Here is a 15799-nt window from a genome sequence, read left to right on the forward strand (position 1 = left end):
CTAGTCCGCCGCCACCGCGTCCGGCACCTGCGCGCGGCTCTGGGCCAAAAACGCCTTTACGCGCGCCACATAGGGCGCCTTGTCGTACACGCCGTAGAGGGCGCACTGCGTGCGGACGGGGTCGCCGAAGAAAAACTTTTCGTAGAGGTTCTGCCGCGCCCCGAAGCTTGAGAGCGTCATGTCCCAAGCGAGCCGAAAGAGCCGGATGCGCTCCTCGGCGGTGGCGTTTGCGGCGACCAAGAACTTGGCGATGTTCTCCCCCATCGGCCCCGTGCGGTCGGCCTGGGTCGGGATCATGATCATCCCCGAGGCGCCCAGGAGCTGCAGCAGCTCGACCATGCGCGGGTAGAGCTGCGGGTAGAGGTTGCGCGCGGCGTCCAAGGGGCCGCGCGCCGGGGTCATGGTGCCGTAGCGGTCCACGCTCGCCCCCTCCTCCGCCGCGACCTTGAGCGCTTTCATCACCTCGAGGTTGATGATGATCTCCGCGACTTTTTGCTGGACGTGCTGGAAGCCCTCGGAGCCGATGGTGTCGACGATGGCCTGCGCGACCCCCAAAAAGGCCTCGGTCTTGGCGATCTTGACGTTGACGACCTGGTGGGCCATGTGCAGCACCGCGCCCGTATCGGCGTAGGCGCGGTTGGCGAGCTTGACGTCGTTGATGAGAAACACCCGGTCCCAGGGTACGAGCACGTCGTCGAAAAAGACCATCGCGTCGAGCTCGTCGAAGCGCGACCCCAAGGGGTGGTCGTCGCCGCGCCCGATGTCTAGCGGCTCGCGCGTCTGGAAGCTCATCCCCGGCGTGTTCGTGGGGAGCGCAAACGCCAGCGCGTAGCGCCTCAGCTCCTCTTGCTCTTTCAGCACCGTCGAGGGGAAGATAAGGATCTCGTCGGCAATCGGCAAGGTCGCCATCATCCGCGCGCCGCGCACGACGATGCCCTCACGGGTCTCCTTGACGAGACCGAGTGCGATATAGGGGTCGTCGAGCTGGTCGGCCCGCGCCGAGCGGTTGACCTGCGGGTTCGTCAGCGCGTGCGTCAAGCAGAGGTCATGCTCGCGCACGTACTCGAAGTAGCGGCGCATGTTCGCGCCGAAGCGCGGGTCGCACGCGTCAAAGTACGCCGACGCTTTGGCCGCCGCCATCAGGTTGACGTTCATGTAGTCGGGTGCGCGCCCCATAAAGCCCAATGAGGCGTCCGCCCAGACCTTGTGCATGGCCGCGCGGCGCCTGAGGTCCTCCTTGGTCTTGGGCTCCAAAAAACTCATCCCCACGCGCTCGCCCGTCGTGGGGCTCGGAAAGGTCATCACGTCACGCAGCTCGGGTTCGTGCTGCAGGTCGTAAAGCCGCGCCACCGAGCGCACCGCGTTTTTCGTGTAGGGGTGCGTCGTCGGGTCGGCGACGCGCTCGCCGTCGATGTAGAGGTTCGGCGGGTTGCGCCTGAGCCCCTCTAGGTACTGCTCACCGGTTCTAGCGGGCATGGTCGCTCCTTTCTGGGGCGCTCAGCTCGAGCGCCATCCTGTACTCGTGTAATCCCGGCGCGAAGGCGTCTTCGGTGACCGTTTGCGTGACGAAGCCGAAGCGCCGAAAAAACCCCTCGGCGCGCTGGCTCGTGTTGACCCACAGGGCTCTGGCTTCGGGGTAGTGGGCGCGCAGGTACGCGAGCCGCGCCTCAAAAAGCCGCCGCCCGAGCCCCTGGCGGTGGTGCGCGCGCGCCACCATCCCCCAGCTGAGCCCCGCCTGGTCACCCTTGACGGAGACGCCCCCGCACGCGACGACCTCGCCGGCGACCTCGAGCACGAAGTACGCGTGCGCCGCGGGCGCTCCTCCGAGCCCCTCTAGAAAGGCCGCGTACTCGGCGCGCTCCGAGGGGGCGAAGAAGTCCGGGGTGTTGTCGTCAAAGAGGCGCAGGCAACCGGCGCGGTCATCGGGCGTGTAGGAGCGAAACGTCGGGCGCTCGAGCTGGGGACGCTCTACCGTCGCCATCCTCCCCTCCTACGCGCCCAGCTTCGGGATCGGGTGCTCGCCCAACGCGACCGCGACGTTTTTGGTCTCCATGTAGAAGTCAAACGAGTAGTCGCCGCCGTCGCGGCCGATCCCCGAGCGCTTGGTGCCGCCAAAGGGCGTGCTTAAGTGCCGGACGTTTTGCGAGTTCACCCAGACCATACCCGCCTCGAGCCCGTGCGCGAAGCGGTGCGCCCGCGCCACGTCCCGCGTCCAGAGGTACGCCGCCAACCCATAGCGCACCCCGTTGGCGAGCCGCAGCGCCTCCGCTTCGTCGTCAAAGGGGATCGCCGTCAAGACGGGGCCGAAGATCTCCTCTTGGGAGATGCGCATGTCGTTGCGGGCGCCCGTAAAGAGGGTCGCGGTCACGAAGTTGCCCGCCGGGTTCTCGCCGCCGGCCGCTACCGTCGCGCCCTCCTCGCGGGCCGCCGCGACGTAGCTCATGACCTTCTCGACGTGCTTGGGGTGAATGAGGGGGCCGATATCGGTCGCCGGGTCGAAGGGGTCGCCTGTGCGGACGCGCTTCGCGCGCTCGGCGAGCTCGGCGGTGAACGCGTCGTACACGCTCCGCTCGACCAAGAGGCGGCTACTTGAGGTGCAGCGCTCGCCGTTGAGCGAGTAGATCATAAAGACCGCGGCGTCAAGCGCGCGCTCCAAGTCCGCGTCGGCAAACACGACGACCGGATTTTTGCCCCCCAGCTCGAAGTGCACGCGCTTAAGGGTCGGCGCGCCCTGGGCCATGATGTGGCTCCCGGTGGCCGACTCGCCCACGAAAGCGATCGCCCGAACTGCCTCGTGCTCGGTCACAGCTCTCCCCGCCGTCTCGCCGAAGCCGTGGACGGTGTTGAGCACCCCCTCGGGCAGACCCGCCTCGAGGCACAGCTCGGCGAGCCGCGTCGCCGTCAAGGGGCTCCACTCGGCGGGCTTATGCACCACCGTGCACCCCGCGGCCAGCGCGGGCGCGATCTTCCAGGTCGAGAGCATAAAGGGCGTGTTCCACGGGGTAATGACCCCGACCGGGCCGATCGCTTGGCGCAGGGTGTAGTTCAAAAACCCGTCGGCGGGCAGGCTGCGCCCGTCGGCGGCGCTCTCGCAGCGGTCGGCGAAGAAGCGGAAGTTCTCCGCCGCGCGCGCCGCGGCGCTCTTCATAAAGCGCACCGTCTGGCCGGTGTCGAGCACCTCCAGTAGGGCGATCTCCTCGGCGTGCGCCTCGATAAGGTCGGCAATGCGGTGCAGCAGGCGCTTGCGCGCCTTGGCGGGCACGCCCCGCCAGGTCTCGAAGGCGGTCTCGGCGGCGCGCGCCGCACGGTCCACCTCCTCGGGCCCGCCCGCGGCCGCGCGGGCGATGACGGTGTCGTCAATCGGCGTGATGACCTCGAAGGTCTCGCCGGAAGCTGAGCCCTCCCAGCGCCCGCCGATGAGGTGCCGGAGCTCGCGCAGGCGCTCGGCGTAGCGCAGCGCGCGCTCGCGGTTGGCCTGCGCTTGGCTGATCGTTTGGCTGCTCACGCTGCCTCCAAACGGGGGTAAAAGGTCTCGGTGCGCCCGTCCTCGCACCACAGCAGCGCCACGCGCTCCCCTTCGCCCCAGACGACCGCGTGCTGCTCGTAACGGCGCCCGAGCGCGCGCGCCTCGTCCGCGGTGAGGTCGAAGACCACGAACCCCGGCTCCTCCCACGAACCGTCGCGCGAGGCGCCGCTACTCGGGCCGTACTCGAGCCCGCGCGATTGCAGCTCCTCCTCCAGCGCCGCGTTGCGCTGCCGGTTCTCCTCGTCAGGCAGCGCCACGCTGCGCGGGTTGTAGGCCGTGACGAGGACGAAGGGGCGCCCCCCGAAGAGCCTCTCCCCCGTCGGCGTGGGGCTCAGCGCGAAGGCGACGCCCACCGCGCGGTAGACGGCGTCCGCGTACACGTCAGCGTAGTTTTCCAGCGTTTCGCTCATAGCTTCACCCTCGCCTCTTGGCCCCGCACCGGTTCGGCGTCCTCGGTCTCTAGGGCCACGTCGTTTTCGAGCGCCCCCAGACCGTCGATCTCGAGCCGCATGGTGTCGCCCACGCGGACGTGCGAGATACCCTTGGGGGTCCCCGTCAGGATGACGTCGCCCGCCTCGAGGGTCATAAAGCGGCTCACGAAGGCGATGATCTCGGGGATCTTAAAGATCATGTCGCGGGTGTTGCCCTCCTGGCGCTTTTCGCCGTTTACAAAAGCGCGCAGACCGAGGTCGTCGGGGTTTGCGACCTCGTCGGCGGTGACGTAAAAGGGGCCGAGCGGCCCGAAGGTGTCCCAACCCTTGCCGCGAATCGGCGGGCGGAAGGTGTTGGTCACGTAGTCACGCACCACGAGGTCGTTGGCGATGGTGTAACCGCCGACGATGTCGTAGGCGTCTCGCTCCTTGACCCGCCGCGCGGTGCGGCCGATGATGAGGGCGAGCTCGACCTCGTAGTGCATGTACTGCGCCCCCTGCGGGTAGATGACGGTGCCCTTGTGGGGCAGGAGGCTGGTGTTGGGCTTCCAGAAGAGCGCGGGCTCCTCGGGCTTGTTGAGCTCGAGCTCCGCGGCGTGGTCGGCGTAGTTGAGCGCCAGCCCGAGCACCTTGCCGGGGGTGACGGGGAGCCTCCAGGTGACGCTCTCGGGGTCGTGCGCTTCGCCCGCGTGGTCGACGAGCACGCCGCCCTGAAGGGTGCCCTCGAGGGCGCGCCCGCGCGCGATAAAGCGCGCCCGCTTCACGCGCGCACCCCCGCTAAAACGCCGTACTTGGCGAGCGTCGCGCGCAGCTTCGCCTCGTTTTCAGGCATCATGGGGCCCAAGGGCAGACGCCAGAGGGCCTCGCAGAGCCCCATCATCGCCAGGGCCGTTTTAAGCGGCACGGGGTTGACCTCGATAAAGAGCACGTCGTTAAGTTCAAGCATCTTGTAGTGCAGCTCCCGCGCCTCGTCCCAGCGCCCCGCGGCGGCGTGCTCGTACATAGCGGCGATCTCGCGCGGCGCTACCATCCCCGTCGCGCTGATGTGCCCGCTGCCGCCCAGCGTGAGCATGGGGTAGGTCAAGGTCTCCATCCCGCAGTACACGGCGAAGTCGCGCCCGGCGTGGACGAAGGTGTAGGAGACGTCGTCGAGGTTTTTGGTCGACTGCTTGACGCCGACGATGTTGGGGCACGCCTCGCGCAGCCGCCCGATGGTCGCGGGTTCGATGTTGACCGCCGTGCGGCCGGGGATGTTGTAGAGGATCACCGGCGTCGACGGCACGCTCTCGGCGACCCGCTTGAAGTAGGCGAAGAGGCTGTTCTGGTTCGGGCGGATGTAGTACGGGCTGATGACCAGCACAGCGTCCGCGCCAAGTTTTACGGCGTGCTCGGTGAGCATCAGGGTTTCGTCTAAGTTCGTCGTGCCGGTGCCGGGGACGACCGGCACGCGCCCGCCAACTTCTTTAATGACGAACTCCATGATGAACTTGCGCTCGTCGAGGCTGAGCGACGAGGGCTCCCCCGTCGTACCGGTGCAGGAGAGGCCGTGCGAGCCGTTCCGAAGTTGAAAGTTGATGCACTCCCTTAAGGCCGCCTCATCGATGCAGGCGTCCGCGCCGGTAAAGGGGGTGACGAGGGGGACGATCGAGCCTCTAGGTACGTTCATCCAACCAACCTTTCTGCGTGGGCGCCGCCCTTGGGAGGGACGCTTCGGGTGCAGGAAAACGTTCGGGTCGTGCGGTCGCTTGTCGTCATCTTAGAACGAACGCTCGTTCGGGTCAAAGGGGGGTGGGTTGTATACGCTTCGCGGCAGCTCTTGTGCAGGTGCGGCGACGTTCGCGCGAAACCTTGACAGCGACCCGAGCATCTCGTAGCGTGGAGCTAACAAGTGTTCGTTAGGAGCGCCTCGTGAGCCAAAGCCGTCCAGCTAGAGGATTTGCCGAGCACGTCGGGCTCGAGGTCCTCGCCGCCGGTGAGGGCCGCGCGCACGTGCGGGCCACCGTCACGGCCGCGCACCTCAACCTCCACGGCACCGCCCACGGGGGGTTTCTCTACACGCTGGCCGACGAGGCCTTCGCGCTCGCCTCGAACAGCCGCGGGGCGGCGGTGGCGCTGTCGGTGCGGATGGACTACCTCAGCGCCGTGCGCGCGGGCGACGTGCTCGAGGCCCTGGCCAGCGAAGAGCACCTCGGCCGCCGCGTCGCCACCTACCGCGTCGAGGTCACGAAAGCGGGCGAGAAGGTCGCGCTCTTTACGGGGACGGTGTTTCGCCTCTCCCCGCGGCAAGGGCGCGCGTAGCGCACCGCGTCACCCGTGCGCGAGGCGCCTAAGCGTCCTGAGCGTCCGAGACAACACCGCCTGGGTAACGCAGCGAGGCTGCGGGCGCGCTACAATCCAGAGCACGTCACCCATAGCGCCACGAACGGGACGCGGCCACCTAGCCCGCTCATCGAGGCCGAAGCCCGTCCAAAAACCCACCCGAGGAGGCCTATGTTCAACCCTGAGATCGAGACCCTGCCTCACGCCAAACTCCGCGCGCTGCAAAACGAACGGCTCAGAAACGTGTTAGAGCGCGTTTACGAAAACGTCCCCTTCTACCGGCGCATGTTCGACGAGCAGGGGTTAAAGCCCCACCACATCAAAGGGGTCGACGACCTAGAGGAGCTCCCCTTTACCCGCAAGCAGCACCTGCGCGAGGGTTACCCCTTCGGGCTCTTCGCCGTGCCGCAGAGCGAGATCGTGCGGCTGCACGCGTCGAGCGGGACCACCGGCAAACCGACCATCGTCGGCTACACGCGCCACGACCTCGGGGTGTTCGCCGAGGTCGTGGCGCGCAGCATGGCCGCTGCGGGCGCGCGGCCGGGGATGATCTTCCACAACGCCTACGGCTACGGCCTCTTTACGGGCGGGTTGGGGCTGCACTACGGCGGCGAGCGCCTCGGCGTCACCGTCGTCCCCGTCTCCGGCGGGATGACCGAGAGGCAGGTCACGCTCATTCGCGACCTCAAACCGCAGGTCATCGCCTGCACCCCGAGCTACGCGCAGACGCTCGCCGAGGCGCTCACCGAGGCGGGCGTCGCGCCCGAGGAGACGAGCCTCAAGTACGCGATTCTAGGCGCCGAACCCTGGACCGAAGCGATCCGCCGCGACGTCGAGGCGGGTCTGGGCGTCAAGGCGACCAACATCTACGGGCTTTCCGAGATTATCGGCCCCGGCGTCTCGAATGAGGACGTGCATGAGCAAGACGGCGCTTACATCTGGGAGGACCACTTCTACCCCGAGATCGTCCACCCCGAGACGGGCGAACGGCTCCCCGAGGGCGAAGCGGGGGTGTTGGTGCTCACCACGCTGACCAAAGAGGCGCTCCCTCTAATCCGCTACTGGACGGGCGACATCACCACCCTCACGCGCGAGGTCGGGCCGTCGGGGCGCACCCACGCGCGCATGGGGATGATCCGCGGCCGGAGCGACGACATGCTCATCATCCGGGGCGTCAACCTCTACCCGACGCAGATCGAGGAGATCTTGGCCGACTTTCCCGAGGTCGCGCTGCACTACCAGCTCGCGCTCTCGCGGCCGCACACCTTAGACGAGCTCGAGCTGCGCCTCGAGCTCACCCAGGAGGCGTTTCACCACCTCGGGTGCGACCTCACCCGCGAGGAGAGCGCGCAGGTCGTGCGGGAGGTCTGCCGCCGGGTGCAGGGGCGCATCAAGGACACGGTCGGCATCACCGCCAGGGTGACGCTCTTGGCCCCCGGGACGGCGCCGCGGAGCGCGGGCGGCAAGCTGCGGCGCATCGTCGACGAGCGGTCGCTCTCGTGAGCAAGGTGGCGTCGCCGCACCGCCGAGCCGCGTGCCCGCTCGAGCGCAGCGGCCGAACGCTCCCGCTGCGCGAGGTCTACGACAACGTGATCGGGGTGCTCGGGGGGGCGCAACCGTGAACCCCATCCCCGAGGGGTACCGCGCGACCTTCGAGCTGACCGTCACCGACGCCATGACGGTCGACTTTGAGCAGCCCGAACCCGAGCTCGGCAAGCTCCACCCGGTCTACGCGACCTACTGGTTGACCAAGCACGTCGAGCTCGTCAGCCGCAAGATCATCCTCCCCTTTTTGGAGCCCGGCGACGCGGGGATCGGCTTCGAGGTCGCCGTCACGCACGTCGCCTCGGCGCTCCCGGGGATGACGGTCCGGCTCGAGGCCACTTTCGTGCGCCAGGAGAAAAACCGCGTCTACGCCCGGGTACGCGCCTGGAACGAGCTCGGCGACCTCATCGGGGAGGGCACCACGACGCAGGTGATCGTCCCGCAAGCGAAGCTCGAGGCCGGTTTCGCGGCGCTCCGCGAGCGGTGGCGGGCGCGCAAAGAGGCCACGGCGTAAAGCACTGCGTAAACAGCCCGAGGGGAACGAACGGGCGTTCGTTCGGTGATAGAGTAGCGGTATGAGCCAAACGGGTCACGCAACACAAGTCGCCACCCTGCCCTCCTTTATCGCCGGTCACTGGCAGACGGGCCGCGGCGAGGGGGCGCTGATTCGGGACGCCGTCTACGGCGTCCCAATCGCGCGCATCTCGGTCGAGGGGCTCGAGCTAGAGGCCGCTTTCGACTACGCCCGCCGCGAGAGCGGGCCCCGCCTGCGACAGCTCACCCTGCACGAGCGCGCCCGCGTGCTTAAACGCGTCGCGCAGCACCTCATGAGCGTCAAAGAGGCGTTTTACGAGCTCTCGTACCGCTCGGGCACCACCCGCGCGGACGCCTGGATCGACATCGAGGGGGGGATCGGCACGCTCTTCTCGTACTCGAGCCTGGCGCGCCGCGAGCTCCCCGACGAGCGCTTCTGGGTCGAGGACAACCCCATCCCCTTGGCCAAAGACGGTTCGTTCGTGGCGCAGCACCTGCTGGTCCCCAAAGAGGGCGTGGCGCTCCACATCAACGCCTACAACTTCCCCTGCTGGGGGATGCTGGAGAAGTTCGCCCCGACCTTTTTGGCAGGCGTCCCGGCTATTATCAAACCCGCGCCGCAGACGGCCTACCTAGCTGAAGCGATGGTCCGCGAGATGCTCCCTTTACTCCCCGAAGGGTCGCTGCAACTCATCAGCGGGGGCGACGTCGACCTCTTGGGCTTCGTCCGGGAGCAGGACGCCGTGACCTTTACGGGCTCAGCCGAAACGGGCCAAAAGCTCAAAGGCCACCCGAACGTGCTGGCGAGAAACGTCCCCTTTACCCTCGAGGCCGACTCCTTAAACTGCTGCATCCTGGGCCAGAGCGTCACCCCCGACGCGGAGGAGTTCGGGCTCTTCGTCAAGGAGGTGGTGCGCGAGATGACCGTCAAAGCGGGGCAGAAGTGCACCGCCATTCGCCGCGTGCTCGTCCCGGAGGCGCAGTTAGGGGCCGTCCAGGAGGCGCTCGCCGCGCGCCTCGCCAAGACGGTCGTCGGCGACCCCCAACGCGAGGGGGTGCGCATGGGCCCCCTGGTGAGCGCCGAGCAGCGCGAGGCGGTGCGCGAGACCGTCGCGCGGCTTCAGGGGAGCTGCGCCGTCGTCTGGGGGGGCGATGGGGTCCGGCTCGAGGGGGGCGACGCGGCCAAAGGGGGCTTTTTCCCGCCGACCCTGCTGCGCTGCGACGCGCCCCTTGAGGCGCGCGAGCCGCACGAGTTGGAGGCCTTTGGTCCGGTGAGCACGCTGCTCCCCTACCGCAGCCTGGAAGAGGCGTGCGAGATCGCTCGGCGCGGGCGCGGCAGCTTGGTCAGCAGCGTCGTGACGCGCGACCCCGGCGAGGCCCGCACGCTCGTCTTCGGGCTCGCCCCGCTGCACGGGCGCGTGTTGGTCCTCAACCGCGACAACGCCAAGAGCTCGACGGGTCACGGCTCCCCGCTGCCCCAACTGACCCACGGCGGGCCGGGGCGCGCGGGCGGCGGCGAGGAGCTGGGGGGCGTGCGCGCCATCAAGCACTTTATGCAGCGCACCGCCGTACAGGCCGACCCGAGCACCCTGATGGCGCTCACCAACCTTTACGTCCCGGGCGCTAAAACCCACCAGACGCCCATCCACCCCTTCCGCAAGACGTTTGACGAGCTCACCGTCGGCGAGAGCTACACCACCCGCCGCCGCACCGTGACAGAAGCCGACATCGTCCTCTTCGCCGCGCTCTCCGGCGACCACTTCTACGCCCACACGGACGAGCTCGCGGCCCGAGATTCGCTCTTCGGCAAGCGCGTCGCGCACGGCTACTTCTTGATCGCCGCCGCCGCCGGGCTCTTCGTCGACCCGGCGCCCGGCCCCGTGCTCGCGAATTATGGCTTAGAGGACCTGCGCTTTATCACCCCGGTCGGCATCGGCGACACCATCCAGGCCACCCTGACGGTCAAGCAGAAGACCGCGCGCGAGCGCCGCGAGGGCGAAGCGCGCGCGACGGGGGTGGTGGCGTGGGACGTCCTGCTCACCAACCAGCTGGACGAAACCGTCGCGCGCTACACCGTGCTGACGCTCGTCGCGCGCGACGAGGGGGAACGGGGGGCAGAGGCTTAGGGCGAGCGTCGGCCCGACCGCGCCGTTCTAGGTTAGGCTGTCGCCGTGACCCCTGCCGCTGCCCCCCCAGCACCCCCCGCCGTGGCGCCTGACCCTGCCGCACCCTCGGCGCTGCGCGTCCGCCCCGCCACCGCGGCGGACCTACCCTGCATCGCGCGGATCTACAACGAGGGCATCCGGTCGGGCCGCGCGACCTTCGAGACCCGCGAGCGCTCCCCAGGTGAGCTGAGCGCCTGGTTGGAGCGGCCGCAGCACCCCGTGCTGGTCGCCGAGCGCGGGGGTAACGCCGGGGGCTGGACGGTCGTGGGGTGGATCGCGGCGGCGCCCTACCGGCCCAGGGCCTGCTATGGCGGCGTCGCCGAGTTCTCAGTTTACGTGGGCGCCGAAGCGCGCGGACGCGGCGTCGGAAGCGCCCTGATGGCCGCTTTTGTGCGAGCGTGCGAGGACGCCGGCCTCTGGAAGCTCGTCGCCCGCGTTTTCGTCGATAACGCCGCCTCGAGGGCGCTCCTTTACCGCCACGGCTTCCGCGAGGTCGGGGTGTACGAAAAGCACGCGCAGCTCCGGGGGGTGTGGCGCGACGTGGTCATCGTCGAGCGGCTGCTCGGGCGCAACCTGAGCTAGCCCACGGGTCCCGTTCTCAGCCGACGTCTAGAGATAGTAACCCGAAGACCACGAGCTACTGGCCACGAGCCACAAGCTACGACCTGCACACCGCACGCCTACGGGAGGCGCAGGCGCCTAAAGAGCGGCGCGGGTTCAGTCCTGAGGCACCTCGAGCGCCAGGCGCTGCTCGTAGACCTCGCGCATCCCGAGCTCCGGCTCCCGCTGCGCGGCGACCTCGTCGGGGGTGTACGCCTCGAACCCTTCGGGCAACCTCTCGGCGTTGCCCCACGCGACGCTGATGTAGTTGAGGAGGTCGGCGATCGCCTCGTCGGAGAGCCCCCGCCAACCGGGCATCACGCCGTTGTAGCGCTCGCCCAAGACCTCGATCTCCCCCTGCACCCCGTAGAGCATCATGTTGATGAGGTACGCGCGCCCCCCCTCGGCGGCCTCGAGGTTAGGCACGTGCCGCACCAGGGGTGGAAAGACGCCGGGGACGCCCTCGCCGGACGCGAGGTGACAGCTTGCGCAGTTCGCGAGGTAGAGGCTTTCACCCTCCCCTGTGTCGATGTCGACGTGCGAGCTGGGCGCCGCTTGGGCGCTCGCCACGAGCGCGAGCAGAGCGAGGGAAACGGTTCGGGCTACGCGTTGACGCGCGACGTGAAGCATCTCGGCTCCTCCAAAACAGGCGTTGGCTCGAGCCTACCCCGAAACCGAGCGCGCAACGTGCGCGTGGCCTCTTGACAGACGCAGCGCGGCTTACCCGAAGCGCCCGGTGATGTAGGCCTCCGTGCGCGGGTCCGACGGGTTGGTAAAGAGCTTGTCGGTGTCGTCGAACTCGATCAGACTCGTCTGCCCCTCTTTCGAGGTGACCGACTCGTCGAGCAGGAAAAAGGCGGTTTTATCCGAGACCCGCGCCGCTTGCTGCATGTTGTGCGTCACGATGATCACGGTGACGTACTCTTTAAGCGAGCTCATGAGGTCCTCGATGCGCTGCGTCGACTGCGGGTCGAGCGCCGAGGTCGGCTCGTCCATGAGGAGCACCTCGGGTTCGACGGCCAAGGAGCGCGCGATGCAAAGCCGCTGCTGCTGCCCCCCCGAAAGGCCCGTCGCCGGGGTTTTGAGGCGGTCTTTGACCTCGTCCCAGAGGGCGGCCTGCTTGAGCGAGCGCTCGACGACCTCGTCGAGCCGCGATTTTCTACGCTCCCCCGCGAGCTTGAGCCCCGCGACCACGTTGTCGTAGATGCTCATCGTCGGAAACGGGTTGGGTTTTTGAAACACCATCCCGATGCGGCGCCTTACGTCGACCGCGTCGACCCCCTTGCCGTAGATGTTCTCACCGTGGTAGTTGACCGTACCCTCGATGCGCGCGCTCGGGGTAAGGTCGTGCATGCGGTTTAACGAGCGCAGAAAGGTCGTCTTGCCGCACCCCGAGGGGCCGATAAGGGCGGTGACGGTGTTCGGCTGGATCTGCATGGTGACGAAGCGCACCACGTGGGTATGGCCGAAGTAGATGTTAAGGTTTTCAATCCGCAACAGGTCGCTCCGCGCGGCGGGCGCCTCCTGGGTCTGCGTTTGTGGGGAGACGTAAACCGTCATTTCAGCACTCCTCTACCGACGACGAAGCGCGTCACCAAGGTGGTGACGAACACGAAAAACACGAGAAACAGGGCGGTCGCCCACGCCGTTTGCTGCAACCCGGGGTTGGGGTCGCGCGCGTAGCGGAAGATTAGAAGCGGCAGCGCGGCCATGGGCCTATTCGGGTCGGTGTTGAGGAAGTTGTTACCGAACGCCGTGAAAAGGAGCGGCGCCGCCTCGCCCGCGACGCGCGCGATGGCGAGCAGCGTCCCCGTCACGATGCCGTTAAGAGCCGCCGGCAGCACCACCGAGAGGGTCGTGCGCCACTTCGGCAACCCGAGGGCATAGGCCGCCTCGCGGACGCTCTGCGGTACGAGCTTCATGATCTCCTCGGTCGTGCGCACGACGTAAGGGATCATGATAAAGCCGAGCGCCACCCCGCCAGCCCACGCGCTGTAACCGCCCCCGACGACCAGCAGGCCGTAGGCGACGAGCCCCATGACGATCGCGGGCACCCCCAAGAGGACGTCCGAGAGCACGCGCACGGGCCTTACGAGCGGGTGCCGCGGAAACTCCGCGAGGAAGATACCCGCGCCGATGCCGAGCGTCGCGCCGATCACGGTGGCGATGAGCAGCAGGATGCCGGTACCCAAAATCGCGTGCCCGATGCGCCCGATCAGGTTGCCCCCGCTCGGAAAGCGGAAGAGCTCGAACGAAAAGGCCGAAAACCCCTGCGCGATGAGGTAGTAGAAGATAAACATCAAAGGGGCCAGCACGATCGCCGCGAAGAGCGTGATCACGACCGCGGCAGCGCCGTTGGCGAAGCGGCGCCGCTTTTTACGCGGGTAGCTTAGAGACGCCAAGCTCACGCCAGCACCCCTTTCGGGCTCAGCTTGTAGATGATAAAGCGCGCGATGAGGTTCACCAGCAGGGTGGCGAAAAAGAGGTAGAGGCCGATGGCGATCAGGCTCGAGCGCATCAGCGGGTCGAGCGCCTCGGGAAACTGCGAGGCGATAATCGAGGGCATCGTCGCGGCCGGGTCGAAGAGCGAGGTCAAGATGCGGGTGTTGTTGCCGATCACCATGGTGACCGCGATCGTCTCACCGAGCGCGCGCCCCAAGCTCAGGATGATCCCGCCGAAGATGCCCGCGCGGGCGTAGGGGAGCACCGCGTCGCGCAGCACCTCCCACTTGGTCGCGCCGAGCGCGTAGGCCGCCTCGCGCTGGTCTCGGGGCACGAGCCGGATGACGTCGCGCGCGACCGCAGCCGTGTAGGGGATGATCATGATCGCAAGGATAATGATCGCCGCGAGCACGCCGTAGCCCATGGGGGCGCCTCGCAGAAAGGGGATCTCGCGCAGTCCGGGCGTCCGGAGGACGAAGACCTGAAACTCGCGGACCAAGGGCACCAACACCGTCACCCCCCAGAAGCCGTAGACCACGCTGGGGATCGCCGCGAGCAGCTCGACGAGGTAGCTCACCGGCTCAGCGAGCCACCGCGGCGCGTACTCGGTGATAAAGAGCGCCGCTGCGACCGCGAAGGGGACCGACAACAACAGCGCCCCGAGGCTCGTCACCAGCGTCCCGACCAGAAAGGCGAGCGCCCCGAACTCCCTGGCGGGGGGGTTCCAGACGTTGGAAACAAGAAAGTTAAAAACGCCAAAATTTTCAAACGCTAGCTGCGCGTTGTCGACGAGCACCCAGACGATCAGTACGGAGATCGCCATTACACCGAGCGCGAGCAGCAGGATCAAAAACGCAAAGATGCGGTCGCCGGAGAGAACCGACGCGCTCTGTAAGGGCCGCCTTCTGGTCGCTACCCCCACCTGGGGCGCGATACTGGGCCGAACCTCACTCACGGTAAAACCTCGCTAACACTACAACCTCACTTGTGTTTGGGATCGGGTCGCGCCCTCGCCCCGAGCGCAGCACCCGCTCCATCATAGCCGCGCCGCGCCGAGGCGGGGTAAGCCGGTTGTCATCCAACGGAGCGGGGTCAAAGAATGCGAAAAGGGTCGGCCCGCAGGCCAACCCACAGGGGCTTAAGCGCGTTTAGTTACCCGAGAGCGGCTGACCGCCGTAGTTGACGCCGTCTAGAAGCTCGAGCGCGCGCTCCTGCGGAAAACCGGTGATCTGGCCGTAGTTGAGCGGGTTGTTAAAGCGCTGACCGTCGGTGATCATCCAGCGAATGAGGTCCAGGGTCTGCTGCGCCCGCTCGCGGCTGCGCCCCGCGTAGTTCTGGTCTTCGTACATGACCACCCAGGTAAAGCCCGCAACGGGCCACGCGTCGGGGTTTTCGGAGTTGGTAAAGGTCGCGCGGAGGTCGGCGGGCATCTCGACGTCGGCGGCAGCGGCGACCGCGTCGAGGGTCGCTTCGACGGTGTTGCCCGCGGCGTTGATCATGTTCGCGTAGGTCACGTTGTTTTCGATCGCGTACTCGAGCGCGACGTAGCCGATGGCGCCGGGGGTCTGCGCGATGATGTTGGTGACCCCCGCGTTGCCGTCACCGCCGATCCCCGTCGGCCACGAGACGCTCGTCTGCGGCCCCGTGCTGACCTCGCTCGCCCACTGCTCCGAGACCTTGGCGAGGTAGTCGACGAAGATCGCCGTCGTCCCCGAACCGTCCGAGCGGTGCGCGACGGTGATCGGCAGGTCGGGGAGCTCCGCGCCGGGGTTGAGTTCGGCGATCGCCGGGTCCGACCACTCGGTGATGTTACCGAGGAAGATGTCGGCGACCACCTCGCCGGAGAGGGTCAGCCCCCCCTCGGGCTCTTCGGCCAACGGCGCGAAGTTGTAACCCAAGACGACCGCGCCGCTCGCGGTGGGGATGTGGAGGATCGTCCCCGGCGCGTCGGCCAACTCTTCGTCGCTAAACGCGGCGTCGGTACCGGCAAAGTCGACCGTCTGGTCGAGCAGCGCCGAACGCCCCCCGCCCGAGCCGATGGCCTGGTAGTTGACCTGAATGCCGAACTCCTCGTTGTACGCGGCAAACATCTCTTGGTAGAGCGGGTCGGGGAACGACGCGCCCGCACCGTTAAGGTCTTGGGCGAAGGCGGCACCCAGCGAGAGCGAAGCGAGCAGTGCGAGTTTTTTCATGGTTCGGTCTAACCTCCGGAATGAAGCGTACTGGGAGAACGTCAA

At 67.5% G+C, this 15799-nt stretch carries 16 protein-coding genes; 5 read left to right on the forward strand and 11 right to left on the reverse strand.

The genetic code is table 11. The features are described 5' to 3' along the window. From hpaB to dapA, 6 genes are read right to left on the reverse strand one after another with little or no spacing between them, the layout of a single operon-like run. Window positions 1–1476, reverse strand: coding sequence for a 4-hydroxyphenylacetate 3-monooxygenase, oxygenase component (hpaB, locus tag TRAD_RS09355; protein WP_013178369.1), 1476 nt, complete (start codon window positions 1474–1476; stop codon window positions 1–3). Further along, window positions 1466–1981, reverse strand: a complete 516-nt coding sequence (locus tag TRAD_RS09360) for a GNAT family N-acetyltransferase (protein WP_013178370.1) — start codon at window positions 1979–1981, stop codon at window positions 1466–1468. Before TRAD_RS09360 ends, hpaB begins: the two co-directional genes overlap by 11 nt. A 9-nt stretch (window positions 1982–1990) precedes the next feature. Continuing rightward, window positions 1991–3505, reverse strand: a complete 1515-nt coding sequence (hpaE, locus tag TRAD_RS09365; RefSeq protein ID WP_013178371.1) for a 5-carboxymethyl-2-hydroxymuconate semialdehyde dehydrogenase — start codon at window positions 3503–3505, stop codon at window positions 1991–1993. Further along, entirely contained in the window at window positions 3502–3936 is a 435-nt protein-coding gene (locus tag TRAD_RS09370) for a DUF3293 domain-containing protein (protein ID WP_013178372.1), read from the reverse strand. Before TRAD_RS09370 ends, hpaE begins: the two co-directional genes overlap by 4 nt. Continuing rightward, window positions 3933–4721: a fumarylacetoacetate hydrolase family protein gene (locus TRAD_RS09375; protein ID WP_013178373.1), complete on the reverse strand. Its 789-nt coding sequence runs from the start codon at window positions 4719–4721 to the stop codon at window positions 3933–3935. The genes TRAD_RS09370 and TRAD_RS09375 overlap by 4 nt, the downstream gene beginning before the upstream one ends. Next, window positions 4718–5623, reverse strand: coding sequence for a 4-hydroxy-tetrahydrodipicolinate synthase (gene dapA / locus TRAD_RS09380; RefSeq protein ID WP_013178374.1), 906 nt, complete (start codon window positions 5621–5623; stop codon window positions 4718–4720). The genes TRAD_RS09375 and dapA overlap by 4 nt, the downstream gene beginning before the upstream one ends. Window positions 5624–5865: 242 nt before the next feature. Here dapA and paaI point away from each other — a divergent pair, with 242 nt between their 5' ends. The 5 genes from paaI (at window position 5866) to TRAD_RS09405 (ending at window position 11102) form a co-directional block, all read left to right on the forward strand. After that, entirely contained in the window at window positions 5866–6255 is a 390-nt protein-coding gene (paaI, locus tag TRAD_RS09385; protein WP_013178375.1) for a hydroxyphenylacetyl-CoA thioesterase PaaI, read from the forward strand. A gap of 192 nt (window positions 6256–6447) precedes the next feature. Beyond that, the gene (locus TRAD_RS09390; protein ID WP_013178376.1) at window positions 6448–7779 is read left to right on the forward strand and encodes a phenylacetate--CoA ligase family protein; all 1332 of its coding nucleotides are present in this window, start codon (window positions 6448–6450) and stop codon (window positions 7777–7779) included. A 115-nt stretch (window positions 7780–7894) separates the two neighbouring features. After that, window positions 7895–8335 (forward strand): thioesterase family protein, encoded by a 441-nt coding sequence (locus TRAD_RS09395; protein ID WP_013178378.1) that lies wholly within the window; start codon window positions 7895–7897, stop codon window positions 8333–8335. Between the two features lie 61 nt (window positions 8336–8396). Next, complete coding sequence (gene paaZ, locus TRAD_RS09400) at window positions 8397–10481, forward strand: phenylacetic acid degradation bifunctional protein PaaZ (RefSeq protein WP_013178379.1); 2085 nt, start codon at window positions 8397–8399, stop codon at window positions 10479–10481. Window positions 10482–10526: 45 nt separating this feature from the next. Beyond that, window positions 10527–11102: an arsinothricin resistance N-acetyltransferase ArsN1 family A gene (locus TRAD_RS09405; protein ID WP_221401591.1), complete on the forward strand. Its 576-nt coding sequence runs from the start codon at window positions 10527–10529 to the stop codon at window positions 11100–11102. 135 nt (window positions 11103–11237) lie between these two features. On the opposite strand, the gene TRAD_RS09410 is transcribed toward TRAD_RS09405, so the two are convergent. The 5 genes from TRAD_RS09410 to pstS all read right to left on the reverse strand — a co-directional run bounded on the left by TRAD_RS09410 (window position 11238) and on the right by pstS (window position 15754). Next, on the reverse strand, window positions 11238–11750 hold the full coding sequence (locus TRAD_RS09410; RefSeq protein WP_013178381.1) for a c-type cytochrome: 513 nt from the start codon (window positions 11748–11750) through the stop codon (window positions 11238–11240). A 90-nt stretch (window positions 11751–11840) separates the two neighbouring features. Further along, the gene (gene pstB, locus TRAD_RS09415) at window positions 11841–12680 is read right to left on the reverse strand and encodes a phosphate ABC transporter ATP-binding protein PstB (protein ID WP_013178382.1); all 840 of its coding nucleotides are present in this window, start codon (window positions 12678–12680) and stop codon (window positions 11841–11843) included. Next, window positions 12677–13528 carry a phosphate ABC transporter permease PstA gene (gene pstA, locus TRAD_RS09420; RefSeq protein ID WP_013178383.1) on the reverse strand — a complete coding sequence of 284 codons (852 nt, stop codon included), beginning with the start codon at window positions 13526–13528 and terminating at the stop codon, window positions 12677–12679. The genes pstB and pstA overlap by 4 nt, the downstream gene beginning before the upstream one ends. Beyond that, window positions 13525–14517 carry a phosphate ABC transporter permease subunit PstC gene (gene pstC / locus TRAD_RS09425; RefSeq protein ID WP_013178384.1) on the reverse strand — a complete coding sequence of 331 codons (993 nt, stop codon included), beginning with the start codon at window positions 14515–14517 and terminating at the stop codon, window positions 13525–13527. Before pstC ends, pstA begins: the two co-directional genes overlap by 4 nt. Window positions 14518–14710: 193 nt before the next feature. Continuing rightward, the gene (gene pstS / locus TRAD_RS09430) at window positions 14711–15754 is read right to left on the reverse strand and encodes a phosphate ABC transporter substrate-binding protein PstS (RefSeq protein ID WP_013178385.1); all 1044 of its coding nucleotides are present in this window, start codon (window positions 15752–15754) and stop codon (window positions 14711–14713) included. Window positions 15755–15799: the final 45 nt, after the last annotated feature.

The sequence above is a fragment of the Truepera radiovictrix DSM 17093 genome, assembly GCF_000092425.1.
GTDB lineage: Bacteria > Deinococcota > Deinococci > Deinococcales > Trueperaceae > Truepera > Truepera radiovictrix.

Coding starts and splice junctions, on each gene's coding strand:
- hpaB (WP_013178369.1), bottom strand. CDS start 1,476: ATGCCCGCTAGAACCGGTGAGCAGTACCTAGAGGGGCTCAGGCGCAAC.
- dapA (WP_013178374.1), bottom strand. CDS start 5,623: ATGAACGTACCTAGAGGCTCGATCGTCCCCCTCGTCACCCCCTTTACC.
- TRAD_RS09410 (WP_013178381.1), bottom strand. CDS start 11,750: ATGCTTCACGTCGCGCGTCAACGCGTAGCCCGAACCGTTTCCCTCGCT.
- TRAD_RS09390 (WP_013178376.1), top strand. CDS start 6,448: ATGTTCAACCCTGAGATCGAGACCCTGCCTCACGCCAAACTCCGCGCG.
- pstB (WP_013178382.1), bottom strand. CDS start 12,680: ATGACGGTTTACGTCTCCCCACAAACGCAGACCCAGGAGGCGCCCGCC.
- pstS (WP_013178385.1), bottom strand. CDS start 15,754: ATGAAAAAACTCGCACTGCTCGCTTCGCTCTCGCTGGGTGCCGCCTTC.
- TRAD_RS09360 (WP_013178370.1), bottom strand. CDS start 1,981: ATGGCGACGGTAGAGCGTCCCCAGCTCGAGCGCCCGACGTTTCGCTCC.
- TRAD_RS09370 (WP_013178372.1), bottom strand. CDS start 3,936: ATGAGCGAAACGCTGGAAAACTACGCTGACGTGTACGCGGACGCCGTC.
- paaZ (WP_013178379.1), top strand. CDS start 8,397: ATGAGCCAAACGGGTCACGCAACACAAGTCGCCACCCTGCCCTCCTTT.